Origin of the sequence: Rhodopirellula islandica (assembly GCF_001027925.1) — a bacterium.
Lineage (GTDB): Bacteria > Planctomycetota > Planctomycetia > Pirellulales > Pirellulaceae > Rhodopirellula > Rhodopirellula islandica.
The window spans coordinates 222,066-243,324 of the sequence record NZ_LECT01000038.1 but is presented as its reverse complement, the minus strand read 5'-3'; the positions used below and the strand labels follow the sequence as shown (position 1 = coordinate 243,324).

At 57.0% G+C, this 21,259-nt stretch carries 14 protein-coding genes and 1 pseudogene; 11 read left to right on the top strand and 4 right to left on the bottom strand.

All coding sequences use genetic code 11. The features are described from left to right. Nucleotides 1-634 precede the first annotated feature (634 nt). Nucleotides 635-1,390 (bottom strand): RNA polymerase sigma factor, encoded by a 756-nt coding sequence (locus RISK_RS19120; RefSeq protein ID WP_047815896.1) that lies wholly within the window; start codon nt 1,388-1,390, stop codon nt 635-637. 809 nt (nt 1,391-2,199) lie between these two features. Between RISK_RS19120 and RISK_RS19115 the strand changes: the two genes are divergently transcribed. Further along, nucleotides 2,200-3,180, top strand: coding sequence for a ComF family protein (locus tag RISK_RS19115; RefSeq protein WP_047815895.1), 981 nt, complete (start codon nt 2,200-2,202; stop codon nt 3,178-3,180). 47 nt (nt 3,181-3,227) lie between these two features. Beyond that, nucleotides 3,228-4,411: pseudogene (locus tag RISK_RS19110) on the top strand (DUF502 domain-containing protein). Nucleotides 4,412-4,452: 41 nt separating this feature from the next. Here RISK_RS19110 and RISK_RS19105 read toward each other — a convergent pair. Then, nucleotides 4,453-4,947 carry a 6-pyruvoyl trahydropterin synthase family protein gene (locus RISK_RS19105; RefSeq protein ID WP_047815894.1) on the bottom strand — a complete coding sequence of 165 codons (495 nt, stop codon included), beginning with the start codon at nt 4,945-4,947 and terminating at the stop codon, nt 4,453-4,455. 636 nt (nt 4,948-5,583) lie between these two features. Between RISK_RS19105 and RISK_RS19100 the strand changes: the two genes are divergently transcribed. The 4 genes from RISK_RS19100 to RISK_RS19085 all read left to right on the top strand — a co-directional run bounded on the left by RISK_RS19100 (nt 5,584) and on the right by RISK_RS19085 (nt 10,659). Beyond that, nucleotides 5,584-6,429 carry a hypothetical protein gene (locus RISK_RS19100; RefSeq protein WP_236696458.1) on the top strand — a complete coding sequence of 282 codons (846 nt, stop codon included), beginning with the start codon at nt 5,584-5,586 and terminating at the stop codon, nt 6,427-6,429. Between the two features lie 116 nt (nt 6,430-6,545). Then, complete coding sequence (locus RISK_RS19095; RefSeq protein WP_236696457.1) at nt 6,546-7,925, top strand: Gfo/Idh/MocA family protein; 1,380 nt, start codon at nt 6,546-6,548, stop codon at nt 7,923-7,925. A gap of 188 nt (nt 7,926-8,113) precedes the next feature. Beyond that, nucleotides 8,114-9,037, top strand: coding sequence for a dihydrodipicolinate synthase family protein (locus RISK_RS19090; RefSeq protein ID WP_047815893.1), 924 nt, complete (start codon nt 8,114-8,116; stop codon nt 9,035-9,037). An 8-nt stretch (nt 9,038-9,045) separates the two neighbouring features. After that, nucleotides 9,046-10,659, top strand: a complete 1,614-nt coding sequence (locus tag RISK_RS19085) for a sodium:solute symporter (protein WP_236696456.1) — start codon at nt 9,046-9,048, stop codon at nt 10,657-10,659. Here RISK_RS19085 and RISK_RS19080 read toward each other — a convergent pair. Continuing rightward, nucleotides 10,626-11,321, bottom strand: a complete 696-nt coding sequence (locus RISK_RS19080) for a GntR family transcriptional regulator (RefSeq protein WP_047815891.1) — start codon at nt 11,319-11,321, stop codon at nt 10,626-10,628. The two genes, RISK_RS19085 and RISK_RS19080, sit on opposite strands and share 34 nt — an antisense overlap. A 149-nt stretch (nt 11,322-11,470) precedes the next feature. On the opposite strand from RISK_RS19080, the gene RISK_RS19075 reads away from it, so the two are divergent. The 5 genes from RISK_RS19075 to RISK_RS19055 all read left to right on the top strand — a co-directional run bounded on the left by RISK_RS19075 (nt 11,471) and on the right by RISK_RS19055 (nt 19,730). Continuing rightward, on the top strand, nt 11,471-12,880 hold the full coding sequence (locus tag RISK_RS19075) for a DUF3748 domain-containing protein (protein WP_236696455.1): 1,410 nt from the start codon (nt 11,471-11,473) through the stop codon (nt 12,878-12,880). A 105-nt stretch (nt 12,881-12,985) separates the two neighbouring features. Continuing rightward, a complete protein-coding gene (locus tag RISK_RS19070) occupies nt 12,986-15,331 on the top strand; it encodes an FG-GAP repeat domain-containing protein (RefSeq protein ID WP_236696454.1) in 2,346 nt (781 codons plus the stop codon). A 112-nt stretch (nt 15,332-15,443) separates the two neighbouring features. Next, on the top strand, nt 15,444-17,117 hold the full coding sequence (locus RISK_RS19065) for a ribulokinase (protein ID WP_047815890.1): 1,674 nt from the start codon (nt 15,444-15,446) through the stop codon (nt 17,115-17,117). A 20-nt stretch (nt 17,118-17,137) separates the two neighbouring features. Beyond that, nucleotides 17,138-18,766, top strand: coding sequence for an L-fucose/L-arabinose isomerase family protein (locus RISK_RS19060; protein ID WP_047815889.1), 1,629 nt, complete (start codon nt 17,138-17,140; stop codon nt 18,764-18,766). A 136-nt stretch (nt 18,767-18,902) separates the two neighbouring features. Next, entirely contained in the window at nt 18,903-19,730 is an 828-nt protein-coding gene (locus RISK_RS19055; protein WP_047815888.1) for an endonuclease/exonuclease/phosphatase family protein, read from the top strand. A gap of 401 nt (nt 19,731-20,131) precedes the next feature. Here RISK_RS19055 and RISK_RS19050 read toward each other — a convergent pair whose 3' ends face one another. After that, complete coding sequence (locus RISK_RS19050; RefSeq protein ID WP_047815887.1) at nt 20,132-21,247, bottom strand: Gfo/Idh/MocA family protein; 1,116 nt, start codon at nt 21,245-21,247, stop codon at nt 20,132-20,134. Between the last annotated feature and the right edge of the window lie 12 nt (nt 21,248-21,259).

Sequence of the window (21,259 nt, the reverse complement as noted above, 5' to 3'; positions counted from 1 at the left end):
TCTTGCCGGTTTGGCGGTGAGAACAAGTCGAGCGTTTTGACTCCGCGGAAACTTGTTCTCAGTGAACCGGGACTTGTTCTCAGCGGGGCCTCCCCCCGCTGGGAGACTTCCAGTTTGCCCGATTCGCTGGGGCGATGCAAACCAGGGGATTGGCTGAGGCTGGGTGAGGTGGATGTTTGTGATTGTCCATTTTACTTTTTCAATGGACCCGCGTGTTCGCGTTCGACCTCCCCTCGCTTCGCTTGACCCTCCTGCCAGGAGGGTGAATTCGTTCTTCGGTAGGACGTTGTGGCCGCAGGGGATGCCCTCCCCCGGAAATCTCGCTGAACGCTCGCTTTCCGACCCCTCCCGTTTGCAACGGGCGGGGTTCTTAAGACGTAGGCCAGGTTTCACCTGGCACCGAGCCGATGCTTGGGAACCAAGCGAGGCGTCCGGGCAAGCTTTCATCACAAGAGTGATGTTGTTTGGCAAAGAGCCAGTGCCAGGTGGGACCTGGCCTACGAGCAGCAACGCGTCCGTCACAAGCTGACGTAGTTGCAAGACTGTAGCCGGATTCGCCAAGAATTCGGAGGCTCACCAGTTCGTGCCTCTGAATTCTGGCGAATCCAGCTACCAAGAGAGGCGTCCGGGCCAGTCAGACCGCTTGCGCGATCAGGGCGGAGTCACCGAGGGTGTCATCCGACCGGTCGCGGGCTGATGGCATCGGCAAGACGGCCGGGGATTCGTCGGCACGGTCGTCCGCCGAATCCCCAAAAGCCATTTCGTCTTGCAGCGTTTCTGCCAGTCGACGTCGCGCGGTGTGCAAACGACGCTTGATCGTTCCGACCGGGGCATCGAACGCGTCGCTCATCTCAATCAACGATTGTCCATTGAGATAAAACGCATTGAGCGTTTGACGGTCCAAGGTTCCCAGGCGTGCGATCCCGCTTCGTACCGCCGCAGCTTGCTCTCGATCTTGCGCCACGTTTTCAGGCGTGGTGTCATCGACGCAAGTCGCTTCCAGGGTTTCTGGATCGCACGCGGTGGCGGTTCGTTGTCGGCTGAACCGATTGATCGCCATGCGGTGCACGATCTGACGCAACCATCCACCAAACGCTTCTGGCACGCGAAGTTGATCCAGTTTTTGCATCGCTTGGATGAACACGTCTTGGGTCAATTCTTCGGCTTCGTGCAAGTTGCGAACGCGGCTGATCGCCAAAGCGACGATGATGGGTCGGTACCGTTCGAACAAGTCACCAAATGCCAATTGGTCTCCGCCTTGAGCGGCGATCACCAATTGGGCCACGGTTTGACCCGAGGCAGATGGGGACGCGGAGTTGCGAACGATAGCGTTGCCGTCAGTCGGCGAAACGGTGGTCGTGAAATCAGGGGTGATCTTCATGGTGTCCATCCTCCCGGGGTTCCGGGAATACTTTCCTGTTCAGGTCAGCCAAGCGGCTGCCTGCTGAATTGTTTCAAACCAGTTGGAAAACCCGATCGATGAATCAACTTCGTCAGCGAGCCCCGTGGACGGAAGCGAGAACTTCAGCGATGCACGACGTTTTTGTCAGAGGTCTGTGAGGAAGACTTCTGCCATCGGTGTGAGCGATGGACGTGGGTGCAGGCGAGGTTCTGATCCGAGCGGGGCGCTGCCGACGCGAAACGCGATGGGCGGCATACGAAAAATCAACGGCGTGACCCAATGGGTCAGGCGTGCCAGAGACTTTTCGCGGCGTGCTTCAGTTCAATGCGAGGAAAAGGCGGGAGCCTTATCGCATGGACCTGTGACACGTTTGGTCGGTGGCAAAAGAAAACCGCCAGGGTTTTATTGCCGCAAAACTGGCTGCCAGAGGCTCCGGGGCGCTGGACCCCGGATAACCGAGGCCCTCCCACTGCAATGAGCAGGAATGGATGACGACGCACAGAGTCTCGGCAGCATTGGTACGCATGACACCCACGATGTGGGAAATGCGGACAACACGTTGAGTCGAGATCAGGTTACGCATCGAATCCTCCCTGCGCCGATTTTCTCGGTGCGGTGATGGAGCTCAAAAACGGAAAGTAAGGACATCAGAATTCGTTACAATCGCGAATCGGTCAACGGGTTGTTACCCAGGGCCGAACGCTTCATGCAACTTCCCCGTCTCAACGGGGCGGAATGTCGCTGACTGGTTAGAGCTTTATTTCAGCAGAAGGTTCGCGGGAACACAAAGTTATTTTGTGAAAAGCACCAACTTTTTGATCGAAGGCGTGCGAAATACCGGCGAATTGCTGGCCCCGCTGCTGTTTCCACCGGTCTGCGTGTTGTGTGGCGAGCTGACCGGACCGGCTTCGGTGCGGAGGAATTCCTCAGTGGATTCGTCTGTCACAAGGCGGCGATTCGCGTCCTTTTGCCAGCTCTGCGAAACCTCGCTGGTTCAGTCCGCTCCGACGATGCAGTCGGCTTGCCTGCGGTGTGCCTGGCCCGCTTCGGGACACAACGATTCGGGGCAGGGCGATTCGGGGCAGGGCGATTCGGGGCAGGGCGATTCGGGGCAGGGCGAGTTGCCGTGCCCAGAATGTGTGCGACGAGAATCGCCGTTTGCATTCGCGTCCGCCACGGCCGTTTACCGGTATCACGAGGTGGTTCGCCAAGCGATCATCGCGGCAAAGTACCCTCGCAACACAGCGATCGCTCGCGAATTGGCGGTCCGGTTGGCGGATCGCTACCGTGTGGGAGAATCCCGCCGATTGGCGGACAAGTCTGGCTCCCCCGAGCCTGAAGCCGGCGGCCCAGGAGTCCTCAGCCCCGAGGTGCCCGGGGCGAAGGCGCGGGCGGAATCAGGGCGTTCGCGGGTCGTGACGCATGTGCCCAGCCCGTTTTGGCGTCAGTTTCGGCGGGGCGGTGTCGGGACCGGTTCGCTGGCCAGTCGCTTCGCTCGAGAGATGAATTTCTCGTTTGGATCGCTGTTGGAAACCACGCGTGCAGTACAAAAGCAGGCGTTCCTGGACGACATGGCTCGTCGTGAAAATGTGCGGGGAGCGTTTCAGGTTCGACGACGCTGGAGAAAACGACTGCTGGGGCGAGATGTTCTTTTGGTCGATGATGTGATGACAACCGGCGCGACCGCCGATGAAATCTCTCGGGTGTTGTTGGATGCTGGTGCTGCTCGAGTGGATTTGCTGGTGGTTGCTCGTGCGATTCGTGACGCACCAAAATGAATCGATGAGCGTATCCTTCCTTGCCGATTGGGTTGGTTGGGGCGAGTATGCGGGTTCGTGGATCGACATTCCGTGTTAAAGTCTGTCGTGCGGTTGGACGCGGCGGCGGAAACAACGTCCCATTTCACGATGACTTCTCTTCCTGTTGGGCGAAGTCCTTTTGGCGAGCGATCGTCCCAATGATCTTCTCATCCGGTTTTCCCGCACGATGACTGAATCGACCGACACTTCTCTCGAAAGCCAAGGCGAAACCTCCGGACACCACAAAGGTGGTGCCCGCCGCGCGATCGTTCGCGGGTTGGGGGTTGTTCTGCCTCCCCTGTTGACGATTGTGGTCTTGATTTGGGCTTGGAATGCGATCGAAAACTACGTGTTGTTGCCGGTCGAGACTGGCATTCGACGCTTCGTGCTGATTCCAGCGGTGAGCGAGACATACGAACAGCCACCGGAAGGTTCGATCATCAATGATTCGCCGGACGGATCCCAGGGAAAACTCAATCAACGCGGCTTCACTTACAAAGGTTTGTCGTACGTTCCCGATCCAACCGGACGACGTTTCCTGCCGGGGTACGTTGTCCAGCGAGTTGATTCGGAGATCGATGCGTTTGGACCCGCTGCGGTTCCACCCAACAGTGCGATGGGGTACTGGGATCGTTTCGTCCAGCTTCAGTACATGCCGCGATCGGTGGTCGTCCCGGTCTTCTTGATCGTGTTCTTCATGCTGCTGTATTTCCTCGGGCGTTTGTTCACCGGGGGAATTGGGCGATGGTTCGTGACGACGTTTGATGCCGCGATTCTGCGGATCCCCATCGTCAACAAGGTCTACGGAAGCGTGAAGCAGATCACGGACTTCGCGTTTGACGATCGGCAAATCGAGTTCAATCGCGTGGTCGCGATTCAGTACCCGCGCGATGGCATCTGGTCGCTCGGGTTTGTGACCGGCAATGGCATGCGTGAGGTTTCCGAAGCGGCTGGCGAACCGATGTTGAGCGTGTTGATGCCAACCAGTCCGATGCCGATGACCGGGTTCACGGTCAGCGTTCGCCGCAGCGAAGCGATCGACTTGAATTTGACAATCGACGAAGCCTTGCAGTTCATCGTCAGTTGCGGCGTGGTGGTCCCCATCAATCAGCGATACGACTTGCCCGGCGGGAAACCTGCCAAGCAGATTGTGGTTCCAGCGATTGGGGATGCCGTCGCCCGGGACGGTGCCACCTCACCAAGTGCTTGAGGAGACAAATGCCCGAGGGACGCTGACTGCTGAATGATTTCTCATTCGTTCCAGGGCAGTTTGCAGATGCCCCATTGGCCAGCGTTTTCATCGACGGCGACTTCGATCGATGACAATGCATCGCCGAATTGTTCTCGTGTTTGTTCGCGAACGTTTTCTGCGATCACACGAGCGATCTCCTCTGCCGTGGTGTTGATCACCGGCAAGAGGATGCAGTCCTCGTTGGGAAAGACCCAGCGTCGTTCTCGAAAACGTGCGGTGGTTTCGGTCTCGTCCTGCGTGATCAAGATCTCTTTGTGATCGCGTGGCAGGATCACGTGGTGGTCGAGTGCCTGGGTTTGCTTCAGCACGGCATCGCGCAGGGCGATGAAGTCGACGACGTAACGGTTCTCATCCAGCGGCCCTTCCACGCTGACTCGGACGCCGTAATTGTGCCCATGAATGCGCTCGCAAATGTCGCCCGCGAACGTGATGAAGTGTGCAGCGGAGAAAATGAATTGTTCTTTGGAGACGTCGACGCGAAACGTGGCTGACATGAAGTGATGGCATTCAAAAAGGAGTTGTGAAGAAAGACAGCGAGCCGGAAGGAAAGTTGCATCCGCTATCGGAGCGTCAGCACCAAACCTTGGCCAGTCCAGCGTTAGCCTGGGCTGCGAAATATTTGGTTTTGACACCGCTTTGAACTGCGCAGGTTTTGTTCCTCGACTTCGCCCCAACGGGGCAGCCCTATGCCAGCCCAGGGCAACGCCTGGGCTGATGGAAATGTTGGTAGGGTGGTAAGTGTGCGAACCGAATGCAACTCACTGAAAAAGTTAAATTGACAATTGAAAAATGCAAATTGATGCGATTTCATCCACGCATTCCGGCATTTTACAATTGTCAATTTACACTTTGACTTTTTCAATAACGACAAACGTCGTATCAATACCATTCATTGAAAACCGCCCAAACCGCCTGGTTGATTTCATTTTTATCAGCCCAGGCAACGCCCTGGGTTGTGGCTGGGGCTACCCGTTTGGATGCGGCGCAGAACCAATCGTAGACGAGTGTCCCCTCAGGAGCACGTGACGCCAGTGTTCGGTTGAGGTTGTGCTAACTTGTGCAACCAGATTGCTTGTTTGGGTTTGCTGTTGGTTGATGCCTTTGCGGGGTTGGTTTGAATGGAAGCGTTGATGGAATGGCTCTCCGAGATGGAGTGGCAACGTGTCGTCCCCGAAGTGTTTGGCAAAGCGGTGGGCGTTCTGCTGGGAATCGCGATCAGTTGGTGGGTGCTGTTTCGCAAGCGTTTGAAATACCTGGACCGGCTTCGTCGTGGCGATTCGGACGAACTGCTCTTTCAGGCCCACTATTTATTGCCGGTCGATGAGGAAGATGGGACGGTGCAGTTGGTCTTTCGCAACGTTGCTCCCAGGCGAACGATCGACGATGCTTACGACAATCCTTCCGCTCGGGAGACACTGCGTCAGTTGGCTCGTTCGACAACCTTGAACGCACCGATCGTGCCGACGGAAGGTCGAGTCGGATTCGAGATCCTGAATGACGCTGCCAGCATTCTGACCGGATGGCTCGCGACCTCCTCCATGCCCCGCAAGGTTTGGTTGTTCTGCATGACGTGCGAGGACCGCCATGTGGTTCGCAAAGAATGCATCCGTTGCTTCCTGTTCCAGGAGGATGAATTGCTTCGTTTTGCGGATTGGCGTTGGTGCCGCGATCACGTTCGTGTTGAACGACCTTGGCATTGGTTGCGAGTCGTGACGCTGCACCGGATTGCTTGCTACCACCGGGATGAACAAATTGCTTTGCCGGTCGTTCCTGACCGCAGTATCCCGCTGGTCGATGATCAACGTCAGCACCGCCGGATCATGCGTTTGGCGCTCGGGGTGTGCGATTCGGAAGTGGCGACCAGCGAGCCGTGTCGCGTCGATTGGGGCGATAAAGAACCCATCTTGATCCGGCGTGGGGTGTTAATGTCTTCTCAGACGCCTTCGTCGCCCAGGAAGGGGGAGTCGGAGGTCTGAGTGTCACAGATGCTCAAATGACACATTACAATGTCGGCTCGTTCGGTCCGGGGCAGGCACGCGCTGAAGGTGCTCGTTCCGGCTGACTCAATGCATTTGACACACGAGGATCACCGATGAAATCCGCCCGCTCTGTCGTCTCGTCCGCCACCCCCACGCCATCACAGCCGAAATTGGGAGCGACGGTCGATCGTCGTCAATGGATGCAGTGGACCGGGGCCACCATGGGACTGGCCGCCACGTCACACCTGAGTGCACCGGTGGCGAAAGCCGCCAAGGACATTGACCCCGACCGGCCGTTGAACTTGGCCGTCATTGGGATCGCCAATCGCGGTGCTGCCAACGTGGCTGGGGTGCAGTCTCAGAACTTGGTCGCGCTCTGTGATGTTGATGCAAACTATTTGAAGGCGGGCGGAGAACGATTCCCAAAAGCCAAGCTGTATCGCGATTACCGCGAAATGCTTCGGGAAGAAACCGAGCTGGATGGGGTGGTGATCAGCACGCCGGATCATCATCACGCACCCGCAACCATTCGAGCGATTGAGCAAGGGCTGAACGTCTATTGCGAAAAGCCTTTGACTCACACCGTTGCTGAGGCTCGCGCCATTCGACTGGCGGCCAAGGAAGCAGGGGTGGTGACTCAAATGGGAACGCAGATTCATGCCGGTGGAAACTACCGCCGTGTGGTGGAGATGATCCAAGACGGGGTGATCGGCAACGTCACTCGAGTTCACGTGTGGGTTGGCAAGGGCTGGGGCGCGACTGAGTTGCCCGTGCCTCAAGGTGAAGCACCCGACAACGTTGACTGGGATCTGTGGCTTGGCCCCGCACCCAAAATCGCCTACACGCCAGGTTTGCACCCTGCTTCATGGCGCCGTTATCGTGCCTACGGTGCTGGCACACTCGGAGACATGGGGTGTCACTACGTTGACTTGCCATTCTGGGCATTGGGTTTGCATCTTCCATCGAGTGTTGTTGCGGATGGGCCACCCCCATCGGATGACTACTGCCCAACCGGTTTGAAGGTCCGCTATCACTTCGATGCAACCGACAAGCATGACGAGTTGGATCTGACTTGGTACGACGGTGACCGTTCGCCCAAAGAACTGGAAGGCATCTCGGTGCCAGGCAGTGGCGTTCTGTTTGTGGGCGACAAGGGAATGATGATCGCGACATACGGCAGTTACACGCTGCTTCCCAAAGACAAGTTCGCGGACTTCAAACCAGCGGCTCCGCGGATTGCTGATTCGATCGGTCACCACATGGAATGGATGCAAGCGATCCGAGGGCAGGGCACTCCGCTTTGCCAATTTGATTATTCCGGACCGTTGACCGAAACGGTTTTGCTGGGCACCGTCGCTCACCAATGCGGGCGGGAGTTGAAATTCAATGCTTCGGACATGGTTTGCACGGGCGACGAGCAGGCCACCTCGCTGTTGAGCAAAAACTACCGCGAGGGCTGGTCGGTGGATGCGGCGGCCCGCACGACCGTATAGACTGTTGCCCTCTTTCGCCGATCGGATTCCATTTGGTTCGTGAAAGATAAAAAAACGAATTCGTGAACGACCGGCCGTTTCTGGACGGTCGTTCACTTTTGGGTGTCGTGCCCAACCCCGCCTCCATCCCCCCGCTTTTCGTCTGTCCCCACAAGATGAAATCTCCCTCCCATTCTGCCGCTCGCGATATGTCCCGTCTGTTCACTGCAGGCAATCGCTTGCAAGGCATCGTGCCTCCTTTGATCACCCCCCTGAGCGCTCGTGACGAGCTGGACCAGGAGGGATTGGAACGCTTGATCGAGCATGTCATCGACGGTGGCGTTTCGGGGGTGTTTATCCTGGGAACAACCGGTGAGGCACCCAGCCTGAGCTATCGATTGCGGCGTGATTTGATCACCATGACCACACGGTTGGTCGCCGGACGCGTGCCTGTGTTGGTGGGAGTGACCGACACCGCGTTTGTGGAATCGACCGCACTGGCTCGTCATGCGGCGGATGCGGGAGCGGATGCGGCGGTCCTGACCACGCCGTACTATTTCCCAGCCGGCCAGACGGAACTGACGGCGTATGTTCAGAACATCGCTCCTGAAATTCCGTTGCCGTTGATGCTTTACAACATGCCTGGATTGACCAAGGTTTGGTACGAAATTGAAACCTTGAAGAAGCTTTCAGAAATTCAGTCCATCGTGGGTGTCAAAGACAGCAGCGGTGATCTGGATTACTTCCGCCGTCTGTGCGAATTGCGAAACGAAGTCCGCGATGATTGGTCGGTCTTGCTGGGCCCCGAAGCCCTGCTGCCAGAGGCTCATGAATTGGGCGGTGATGGTGGTGTGTCGGGGGGAGCGAACGTGATGCCACGTTGTTTCGTGGATTGTTACGAAGGGCTGACAACGAATGACGCGGCCAAGACGGAAGCGGCGATGGTCAAAATTCGGCGTTTCCAAGACATCTATGACGTTGGCAAGTATGCGTCACGTCATATCAAAGCCACCAAGTGCGCTGCGTCGTTATTGGGGATCTGCAGCGATCTTCCCGCCGATCCATTTCATCGCTTCTTTGAACCCGAGCGGGAGAAAGTGGCCGCGGTCCTGCGTGACTTGGGAATCCTATGATTGCGGCGATGGCGTTCACGGGCCTGGACTACACGGTCCTGGTTGTTTACTTCGTCGCCATCATGGCGATGGGGTTTTACTTCTGGGCCCGCAACCGATCGGCGGATGATTTCTCCGCCGGTGGTCGATCCCTTCCCGGTTGGTTGTGTGGGCTGTCGATTTTCGCGACTTACTTGAGCAGCATCAGTTATCTGGCGCTGCCCGGCAAAGCGTTTGTCGACAACTGGAATGCGTTCATGTACTCGCTGGCGATTCCGATCGCGGCTGCGATCGCGGTGCGTTGGTTTTTGCCGCTTTACCGAGAGAGCGGTGAAGTCTCCGCGTATTCGCTGTTGGAGCGGCGTTTTGGGCTTTGGGCTCGGCTCTTTGCCAGCGGGTTTTACCTGCTGTTTCAGATCGCTCGGATCGGTGTCGTGATGTACCTGATGGCGTTGCCGATGGCGGTACTGTTTGGATGGGACATCCGATTGGTCATTGCGTGCACCGGAGTGGTGGTCACGATTTACTCGTTTGTGGGCGGGATCGTCGCCGTGATCTGGGCGGATGCGATCCAGGCGATCGTGTTGTTGGCCGGAGCGATTTTGGCGTTGGCAATCTTGTTGCTGGGCATGCCAGGTGGACCCGCCGAAGTGTTGTCGGTTGCGAACGAAAACCACAAATTCTCTTTGGGCGACAGTTCTTTCCTGGTGTCAGAATCGACGATCTGGGTCGTGTTGGCATTTGGGTTGTTCGACAACCTGCGTAACTTTGGCATCGATCAAAGTTACGTGCAGCGCTACATCGCTTCTCGGTCGGATCGCGAAGCGGTCAAGAGCGTTTGGGTGGGCGCGTTGTTGTATGTCCCCGTCAGCGCGTTGTTTCTGTTCATTGGATCGTCGTTGTACGCCTACTACGAAGGGCATCCTCAAGACCTGGATGAAGTCCGGAGGATTGTTGCCGAACAAAAACTGATGCAGGCAGGTGTCTCCCTGGACGCCCCAGATTATTCGACGCAGTTGACGGAGATGTCTTCGAGTTTGTCCGAAGGTGACTTGGGCGATCGGGTGTTCCCACACTTCATCGCGGCTCACTTGCCACAAGGTGTTCGTGGGTTGTTGATCGCAGCCGTTTTCGCGGCCGCGATGAGCACTGTTTCGACGTCGCTCAATTCATCAGCGACGTTGGTGATGAGCGACTTTTACAGGCGGTTGTTTCGGCGGGATTCGACGGACGCCCAGAACATTGGTGTGTTGCGATTGTCGACCATTGCTTGGGGAGCCATGGGAACCGCGATGGCACTGGCGCTGGTTCGATTGACCGACAGCACCCTGGATGTTTGGTGGACGTTGTCGGGTGTGTTGGGCGCCGGGATCGTCGGTTTGTTCTTGCTCGGAATCACGGTGCCGCGTTTGCACGGGGCGCCGGCCATCACCGCTTTCGCGATTGGTGGTTTGGCGATCGCCTGGATGACGATTTCTCAAACCAGTGTCTGGCCCGCAGCATGGGAGACATATGCCAACCCGATGGACAAATTCATGACGATCGTGGTGGGCCCATGCTTGATGATCGGTTTGGGATTGCTGTTCACGACGATCGGTCTGACGGGTGATCAGGCTTCGCGAAAGGACTGGAGCGAAAGTTGAAGTCCCTTCAAGATGTGATTCGATGCCGCTTCATGCGCCGCTTCTGCATTCCCGTTTTGAATGGCGGTGAAGATTTTTTCGTGCTCGTTGCAAGTGTTCTCCATCACGTCAGCACCTTGGCGGTGCATCCAAATACCAAACACGCGAGTCAGAATGTTGGACTGAGTGGAGGTTCGAACGAGTGTGTGGTTGCCGGTCGCTTCGACGATTCGCAAGTGAAAGTTGTGGTCCGCCTGGTTGAATTGGTAGGCGATTTCCTGGCTTTCTTCCGGCGAGTCGGTTTGCTTCTGGCGTTCCACCAACTCCCGCATGGTGTTGTATTCCTTCGCGATCAGCTGGATGTCTTCCGACGTCGAGCGTTCCGAAGCACGCGCGGAAGCGAAGGGTTCGATCAGATTTCGAACCTCATAAAGCTCTTGCACTTCCGGTTCGTTGATCGATCGCACGACGGCCCCGATTTGAGGCACCAATTCGACCATGCCCTCCGTCGCGAGCTGTCCGGCGGCTTCTCGAATCGGGGTTGCCGACACGCCGATTTCTTTGCCGATCGGTCCATACAGCAATCTGGTGCCGGGTTTGAATTCACCCGAGATCAGCTTTTGACGCAGATGATGATAGGCACGGCTGGCGTGCGTTTCGACTTGGTGACGCCCTGGAGTCATTGTCGTGGAGTGGGTGTGGGGAGGGACGAGATGGATCCGGGGCCGATGCGTCGGAACGCGATCGGGTCACTCATTCTAACAGCGAGGCAACATCGGTCCTATGCGTCTATAGATGACAGGCAGCGTTATGAGCGTGCTGAAGTCGATGCATGGACGACCGACTCAAAGCAGGCGAAACAATTGGGCTCATGGCAATGCAAGTCATGGGTGGCGGCATGATTTCCCAGCTCACTCATCGTCAACAGCATCATCATCTGACCAACACGCATGTTTGGTCTTGGGATGGGCGATGGGTCTACTACGACATTCGCAGTGATGCCGACGGGGCCGTCTTCGATGGTCCGCGAATTGAGCGTGTCAACACGAAGACCAGCGAAGTGGAAGTCGTGTACGAAGCCTCGCATGGTGCCTGCGTTGGCGTCGCGACCGCCAGTCCCACGGAAGACAGGCTCGTTTTCATTCACGGGCCGGAGGATCCCACATCGGATTGGAATTACTCGGCTTCTCATCGCCGTGGCGTCGTGATGTGTCCCGGGCAAGCTTCGTCGGTGCAAAACTTAGACGCTCGCGACATCGTGGATCCTTTCACGCCGGGTGCACTTCGTGGCGGCAGTCACGTGCACGTCTTTGACGATGAAGGCCAGTGGGTCAGTTTCACTTATGAGGACCATGTGTTGGCGATGGAGCCAACCGGCGGTCAGAAGAATCAACGCAATGTGGGGGTGTCGATTCCGCACCAGCCTGTGTCGGTGCCGAGCACGCATCCCCGCAATCACGAGGGGGCGTTCTGGAGTGTTTTGGCGACACGGACACACGATCGACCCGAACCAGGATCCGACCAGATTTGCAAAGCCTACGAAGACGCTTGGGTGGCCAAAAAGAAAGGTCAGGTCCCAAGCGGCAAGACCTCAGCAAAGGCCTTGGCGTTTTTAGGCGACGTGGTCATTGAGACGGACTCCATGCAAAGAGGAGGGGCAGCGCTCGGGGCGCAAGAGCATCTGCGGAAGACGGTTCCGGAATTGTTTGTGGTGGATTTGCCGGTTGATTGTTCGGTTGCGGGATCGGAGCCTTTGCAGGGCACCGCGACCACGCGGCCGGCACCGCCAGTCGGAACGGTGCAGCGGCGTTTGACCCGCACCACCGACCGGCCGTATCCAGGCGTGGCAACGGATGTGCGGCATTGGCCGCGAAGCAAACCGGATGGCAGCGAAGTCTGTTTTTTAATGCGAGATGACCACGGTGTGATTCAGTTGTGGTCGGTTCCGCCGGATGGTGGGTCGCTCAAGCAAATCACCCGTGGGAAAGAGTCGGTCGCGTCCGCATTCACCATTCATCCCGGCGGCAACCATGCGGCATGTGTGATGGGGAACTCGGTGTGCGAAGTCGACTTGAGTGATGGACGTGTGGTGACATTGGCGGAAGGTGGAGAGCAGTTTCGCTGTTTGCCTTTTGCGGTTGTGTACTCGCCTGATGGAAGTCGCGTTGCCTTTGGCGGCGCTGTTTCGAGTGGCGACAAATCATGCAACCAAGTCTTTGTGGTCGACTCAACAGCGGATTGAGTACCGCGGTGGATGAAACCTGTTGGACTGTGAGAATCAAACCTACCCGCCACTCTGGGCAATGTGTCTGGAAGCGGCGAGCAACCTGAGAAAGCGAGAGCAACCATGAGTGTTTACAGACGGTCGTTGCAACCATTGGCGTTGGCAATGGGATTGGGATGGATGCTGTTGGTCCAAGGCGGGCAACTGTTGAGTGCGGAGGAGAACGTGAAGTTGATGCCGCTGAAGTACAACAACCCTGGGTTGGAAGTTGACTTGGGCGTGGGGCTGTGGGCTTATCCGCTGCCGATGGATTACGACGGTGATGGTGATTTGGATTTGTTGGTTGGCTGTCCCGACAAGCCTTCCAATGGGACCTTTTACTTTGAGAATACAAGTCAGGACCCAAGTGTCAAAATGCCGGTCTTCGAAGCACCGGTGCGACTCGGGCGGGCGTTTCACAACATGTTGGCGAGCGAAGTCAACGGTGAATCGCGGGTTTTGATTCCAGGCAAGTACTTTGCACAGGACCCGTCCACGGGGAAATTTGATTTTGACAAACCCACCGGTATCTCCGCGCCGGCGAAACCGCTGGCCATTCCGGGAGCCAAAATTCGCGGCAACATGTGGCGTTACGTCGACTACGACGGTGACGGCGATCACGACTTGATCGCAGGTGTCGGCGATTGGTCCGATTTGGTTTGGGACCATGCTTACGATGAGAAGGGCGATTGGCACAACGGGCCGCTGCACGGTTATGTGTTCTTGATGTCCAACGCCGGGGACGATGCCAAACCGGATTACAAAAAGCCCGAGATGATTTTCGCGGGCGATCAACCCATCGATGTTTTTGGGTGGCCGTGTGCAAGCTTGGTGGACTTCGATGGGGATGATGACCTGGACATGATCGTCGGGAATTTCCTGGACTACTTCACTTACTTTGAGAACGTGGGGACTCGTGAAAAGCCTCGTTATCAAACTGGGAAAGAGCTCCAGAATGTCGATGGCGAACGGCTGACGATGCACTTGCAAATGATCACGCCAACCGCGATCGACTGGGACCGCGATGGTGACGCCGATTTGATCGTGGGGGACGAAGACGGTCGCGTTGCGTTCATTGAAAACACCGGCGAACTTCGCGACGGCCAACCTGTGTTTGAGAATCCCGTTTACTTCCGCCAAAAAGCCGACACGCTGAAATTTGGTGCCCTGGCAACGCCCTATGTGTCTGATTGGGATCAAGACGGTGACGATGACATCATCTGCGGAAACACAGCCGGCAACATCGGATGGTTCGAAAACCTTGGTGAAGGCGAAGGTGGTTTGCCGAAGTGGGCGGAACCCGTGTTGCTGAACGTTCGGGGGGAGGATGGAGCGGAAGAACCGTTTCGGATTTTGGCAGGCGAGAACGGATCGATCCAAGGTCCCTGCGAAGCCAAGTGGGGCTACACCACGTTGTCACTCGCTGACTGGGATGGTGATGGCGACGATGACATCATTTACAACTCGATCTTGTCGGAGGTCGGTGTGTTGCTCAATGAATCTGGCATCTTGGTGGAACAGGATTTGGAATCCGCTCCCGTCGAAAGTCCACCAGCCTGGTACCCTTGGAAACCAGCTACGAAGAGGTCCCTGACGCAGTGGCGGACAACACCGGTTGCTCTGGATTTCGACGGCGATGAGGAACTGGATTTGGTGTTGATGGATCAGGAAGGGTATCTGACGCTTCGTCGTTCGGCGGGGGAAGCGGAGCGATTGTTTGTTGATGAATCAGGTCGCCCGATTCGTTTGGCAGTTGGCACCGCTGGTCGATCTGGTCGCGTCAAGATCGCCGTTGCCGATTGGGATTCCGATGGGCGTTTGGATGTGTTGATCAACTCTGAGAATGTGACCTGGTATCGCAATGTGGCTGATCAAGACGGCAAGGTCGTGTTGAAACGAGTTGGGAATTTGGCTCGCCGCAATGTCGCGGGTCACACGGCCAGTCCCGCGGTCTCTGACTTCAACCGAGATGGGAAGTGGGATCTGATCGTTGGAAGTGAAAACGGTCGGATTTACCACATTTTCCATGACGATTGCATTTCGTTTTCGGGAGCAGAGGTCGCCGGGGATGTGCAGTTCGAAAAAGCGTTGCCAGCCCAGTCGGTTGATCCCAAGGTGGATCGCGAAGACGCGATCTCATTTGATTCCACGCGGGGCCGGATTGCCGCTTGGATCGAATCGAACAAGGAGGAGGCGAAGTCCGACCTGGTTCGGTACCGTTATCATGATGGAATCAAATGGTCCGGTCCGATGACGGTGCTTTGGGATCAGCCCGATTCCGGAAAGGTCGAATGCACGAAGTTGCGTTTTGATCCCAGCAGCGAAGACGGCCGAATCGTGCTGAAGTTTGACGCTCAGGTTGGCGATGCAACGCAAACCGTGTCGAAGATCAGCTACGATCGGGGGCGTTCGTTCCGCGATTCCAAGTGATCTTTGCACGCGAATTCTTGGATGACTGATTGTTCACGATGGGTTCAGAGGGTCTGAACCCATCGAGGGCGAGTTTTTGTTTCTGCTTTTTATTCACACGATCCGACATCTTATGCCTGTCATTGCTCTCGGTCTCGATTTTGGAACGGAGTCCGTGCGTGCCATCTTGGTGGATTCCGAGGGCCGCGAAGTGGGTTCCGCGGTCAGTCCGTTTGAGCATGGGCAGATCGTGGATTCATTGCCGGGCAGCGATGAGCCGTTGCCAGAGCGATACGCTTTGCAGTGCCCAGCGGACTGGATTCAGTCCGCCGCGGCGGCAACGAAAGAAGCCGTGGCCAAGGCTGGTTTGACGGGCGAGGAGATCGTGGGCATTGGCGTCGACTTCACCAGTTGCACGATGTTGCCGGCCAAGCACGACGGGACGCCGCTTTGTGAGTTGGAGTCGCTGCAGTCACGTCCCCTGGCTTGGCCAAAGCTGTGGAAGCACCATGGAGCGCTGGAGCAAGCCGAACGCATGACTTCGATCGCAAGGGAACGCGACGAGTCGTTTTTGAGGCGGTATGGCGGTGTGATCGGGTTGGAATGGTTCTTTCCCAAAATGCTGGAGACGATTGAACAAGCTCCTGAGATCGCTGAGTCTGCGGACGTGTGGTTGGAGGCAGGCGATTGGTTCGTGTGGCGACTGGTCGGTGGTGACAGCGATTCGTTGGTCCGTTCGACCTGTCAGGCTGGTTACAAAGCAATGTGGTCGGCCGGCGACGGTTATCCGTCGCAAGACTATTTTCAGGCCGTTCATCCGAAGCTTGCCGAGGCGGTTGCCAATCGGATGCCCGGTCAATCGGCGGAGCAGATGCGGTCACCGGGCCAAGTGGCTGGGCAGCTGACACAAGCGATGGCAACCCAGTTTGGGTTGCCCGTTGGGGTTCCCGTGTCGGCCGCAATCATTGATGCTCACGCCGGTGTGCCAGGAGTTGGTGCGGCCGAGCCAGGCACCTTGGTGATGGTGCTGGGGACCAGCAGTTGCCACATGCTCAACGCGACCAAGATGGTGGACATGCCCGGTGTGGCTGGCGTGGTGGAGGGCGGCATTTTGCCTGGATTGTTCGGCTATGAAACGGGGCAGGCGGCGGTCGGAGATGCGTTCGCTTGGTTGCGGAAACTACTGAATCGCGATTCGTTCGATGACTTGGCCGAGGAAGCGATGAGCTTGCCTCCCGGTGCCGAGGGCGTCTCGTGTTTGGATTGGATGAATGGTTGCCGAACGCCGCTGATGGATGGTTCGGTTCGCGGGGCCTTCACCGGGTTGGGAATGCAGCATGGCCCGGCTCACCTTTATTTGGCCTTGATGGAAGCGTCCGCCTTTGGTGTCCGCTGGATCGTGGAGATGCTTCGTCATGGGAGTGCCGATCTGCCTGAGGCGAATCAGGCTGAACCGACGAGCTCAAGCAACAAGGGCGTGCCGATCGATCGCATCATCGCCACCGGCGGTTTGCCACACCACAACCGAGCCTTCGTGGAGGTGTATGCGGACGTGCTGGGGATGCCAATTGAAATTCATCCTTCCTCGCAGGGGCCAGCGGTTGGTGCGGCGGTTCTGGGGATGGTTGCGGCTGGTCCCGAGAAGACACCGTTTTCCAGCATCGCTGAGGCTGCGACCGCGATGGCTTCTGTTCCCGAGAATCAGCGAGATTTGATTCTGCCTCGCTTGGAACGAACGCAAGCTTACGAACAACTGTACGGTCGCTACAGGCAATTGGCCCACGCGGTCGCTCAACGACGAATTTGAAATCCTCTTCCTACTCTTCAATGGCTGACGAGACGATGCCTCAAACGATCACACTGATTGCCTCCGGCGACTTACGAGATTCCGCGAACCAGGTTTGCTGGGAGGCCCAGAAAGAAATGGAGTCGCGGTTGATCGCTGCGATTGAATCTTTTGGCCACCAGGTCAGTCGCGGGCACGAGTTCGATGAAGCTCGCGGGCATGGGTTCATTCGGTCGCAGCGGCAGGGAATGGATGTGTTCCGGACCATTGATCCCAACGCTCCATTGATTGTTGCAGAAGCGGTCTGGCAGTACTCGCATCATGTTCTGGCTGGTTTGATGACGCATCGCGGGCCGATCTTGACGGTGGCGAACTGGTCAGGGCAGTGGCCGGGGTTGGTCGGGTTGCTGAACCTCAATGGGTCGCTCACCAAAGCAGGGGTTCAGTACAGCTCGCTGTGGAGCGAGGAGTTCTCGGACGCCTTGTTCCTGGGCAAACTGAAGAGTTGGTTGGACACGGGGTCTGTCTCACATGAAATGGACCATGTGACGCCATTCGAGATCACCAGTTGCGATGCAAACGCACGGGCGAAGGCGTTGGAAATCGCAGACACGATTCAACGCGAAAAAGCGATTTTGGGTGTGTTCGATGAAGGCTGCATGGGAATGTTCAACGCGATCATTCCCGACCACTTGCTTCATGCGACGGGAGTTTTCAAAGAGCGGCTGAGCCAATCGGCGCTTTATCATGAGTCGCAACAGGTCAGTGACGAAGAGGCTCAGGCCGTTCGCGATTGGTTGAATCAGGCGGGAATGAAATTCCATACTGGGCCCAATCACGAAACCGATCTCACCGACGCACAGATTCTTGGTCAGTGTCGTGTCTACATCGCGGCGATGCGCATTGCGGATGACTTCGGTTGCGATGCCATCGGGATTCAGTACCAGCAGGGGCTGAAGGACTTGTTGCCCGCCAGTGACTTGGTGGAAGGCATGCTCAATGATTCCGTTCGCCCGCCCGTCTTCTCACGCGATGGATCTCGGGAACTGTATGCCGGCGGTCCCTTGACTCACTTCAATGAGGTCGATGAGTGTGCGGGACTGGATGGGCTGATCACCAACCGGGTTCACAAAGCGTTGGGGCAGCCGGTCGAGAACACGCTGCACGATTTGCGATGGTCCGATCGCGATGCCAGCGGCACGACGGAGGAAGAGGTTTGGGTGCTGGAAATCAGTGGCGCCGTACCTGCCTCGCACTTTCAAAACGGTTGGGCGGACGCCGAAGGGTTCCGTCAGCCACCGATGTACTTTCCATCAGGTGGGAGCACCGTTCGAGGTGTCTCGAAACCCGGCGAAGTGGTTTGGTCGCGGATTTTTGTTGCTGACGATCGGCTGCACATGGATTTAGGGCGAGCAACAGCGATCGAATTGCCAGCGGAAGAAACGCAGCGACGCTGGGATTCAACGACGCCTCAGTGGCCGATCATGCACGCGGTTCTGCATGGGGTTTCTCGGGATGAGATGATGGCACGCCACAAAGCCAATCACATTCAAGTTGCCTATGCAAACTCGGCGGAAGAAGCGGACTTGGCGATGAAAACGAAGGCCTCGGTCGCGGATCAGTTGGGCATGATTGTCAGCTATTGCGGCGTGCGTCCGGACGCTCCCTGAGTCAAGCACACAGCAATTGGTTCCATTCGATTACACCATTCCAAGGGGTTTCCTTGGTTCCCGGAGAAATGAAATGACATTGAGACAATCAGCTTTCACTACGAAATCCGCTGCATGGCTTGCCCTTGTTTGTGGCATGCTCTTGTTCGGTGGTGTTGGGTCGGGGGCGGTCGTTGCAGATGAATCGTTCACCGCGATGACCTACAACATTCGCTATTTGAATTCTCACGATCGACTCGACCTTTGGTCGATGCGGCGTTCGAAGGTGATTGAAACCATTGCGTCTTCGGATGTTGTCGGGTTGCAAGAAGTCACGGTGAAGCAACTGCGTGACGTCCAGGCAGGCACGCCCGAGTGGACTTGGTATGGGGTGGGGCGCGATGACGGAGAAGAAGGTGGCGAGTTTGCTCCCATCGGATATCGCCATGATCGATTCGAAGCGGTGGACCATGGGACGTTGTGGTTGTCGGACACGCCCACCGTGGTGGGATCGAAAGGCTGGGACGCAGCGTTGCCTCGCACGATGACTTGGATGGTGCTGCGACACAAAGTGGATCGAGCTGAATTCTTGGTGATCAATTCCCATTTTGATCATCGAGGATCGCAGGCACGCGAAGAATCTGGACGCCAGGTTGCTGAGGAGGTCGATCAGCGTGCAGTGAATTTGCCGGTGATCGTGATGGGCGATTTCAATGCGACGTCCGAGTCCGCGCCGTTGAAGGCGTTGCAAGCTGGGAAGCGCGTGTCGTTGCTGGACGCTCGCGACATGGTCGAAGGAAAACCCACCGGTCCGACTGGAACCTGGAATGGATTCAAGGCCATTCAGCCGGATCGCCGGATTGATCACGTGCTGGTCAGTGACCGTGTCACGGTGCAGGAATACAAGACGCTGGACCCGCGAACCGAAGCTGGTCGTTTCGCGAGTGATCACTTGCCGATTGTGATTCGCGTTGAGCTGAAGTAGAGCGGGCCTGGGCGGTTTCCTCTGGCAGGAAAGGCTGGCCTTGGGTTGAAAACCCAAGGTTTTCGGCTGCTGTCGCTCCGCGACTGGTGGTGCGTGTCCGGGGGATTGAACAACCGCGGAGTGGTGGCAGTTGTCAGCCTCGGGTTTTCAACCCGAGGTCTCGAGCATCACCCCTGACTCGGACAACCGCGGGGCGGCGACAGGTGACGAGCGATGAGATGGGGGAGATTGAAAAAGTAAAATTGTAAATTGACAAATCCGGGCGGTTGGGCCGGTGACGGGACGCGAACCGGAGGAGCGTTCGACGGCAATCCTCGCCCCGGATGGGGCCGGCGTTCTTAGCTCGGGGTGGAAGCCCCGAGATTGCTGGGGCTGGGGCGTTGATCGTTCAACGAGTCGGTTCAGCTGAAGTCGGGGAGGCGAACCAATTCGCCACCCTTCATGGCCGATTGATGGGCGCACAAACCGGTGCACGTCCAATTGGCCGCGGTCGGTGCGTTGGGCCACGGATCGCGATCCTCTTTCACGGCGGAAATGAATTCGTGCACCATGTGTGGGTGCGATCCGCCGTGGCCGCCGCCTTGCACGAACGACAGATGGTCGGCGTCGTGGATTTCAGCAGGCAGCGTGAAGCGTTGGATTGGCTCAGGCAACAGGTGCGCGAAGTCAGGGATCTCGATCTTTTCCGGGATCTCGTTTTCGGGTTTCTTCGCGGTGTGAAGAACGTGTGGTTCGTTTTCGATCAGCGTCCACTCGAAGCTGCGTTTGGTTCCGTAAACATCGAAGCTTTCACGGTATTGCCGAGCAACGTCGTAGAGGAACCGCCAGATGTGAGCGGTGATGTCGCTGTCCTTGAGTTTGATGTGACAGCTTTCCACTGCGAATGGGCTGCCTGACTTCTTGGCGATGTCTTCACGGACGGTGCCGGAGCCGAAGCAACTGACCGATTCTGCGATCGCGTTCGTCAAACCTAAGCAAGGGCTGACGACGTGGGTGGCATAATGCATCGGGATCATCTCTTCCCAGTAGCTTGGCCATCCGTCCATGTCTTGCGGGTGAGAAGCAGCGAGGTGCTGGATCTTTCCCAGTTCGCCTTTCTCGTACATGTCTTTGATGAACAGGAATTCCCGGCTGTAGACGACCGTCTCGGCCATCATGTATTTCAAACCGGTCTCTTTGACCTTCTCGCAAATTTGTTGGCACTCTTCGATGGTCGTTGCCATCGGGACCGTGCACATCACGTGCTTGCCGGCATCGAGAGCCTTCAGGGACATCCAGGCGTGATCCGCGATCGGGCTGTTGATATGAACGCACTGGACTTCTGGATCGGCCAACACCGCGTCGTAGTCGGTGTAGCGGCGATCGATGCCAAATTGATCGCCTGTCTTGTTCAGCTCGGTTTCGTTGCGTCGGCAAATTGCCACGACGTCAGCGTCCGGATGAGCTTGATAGATCGAAATGAACTCCGACCCGAAGCCCAAGCCGACCATTGCCATCTTCACTTTGCCATCACTCATCGAATGGGGTGT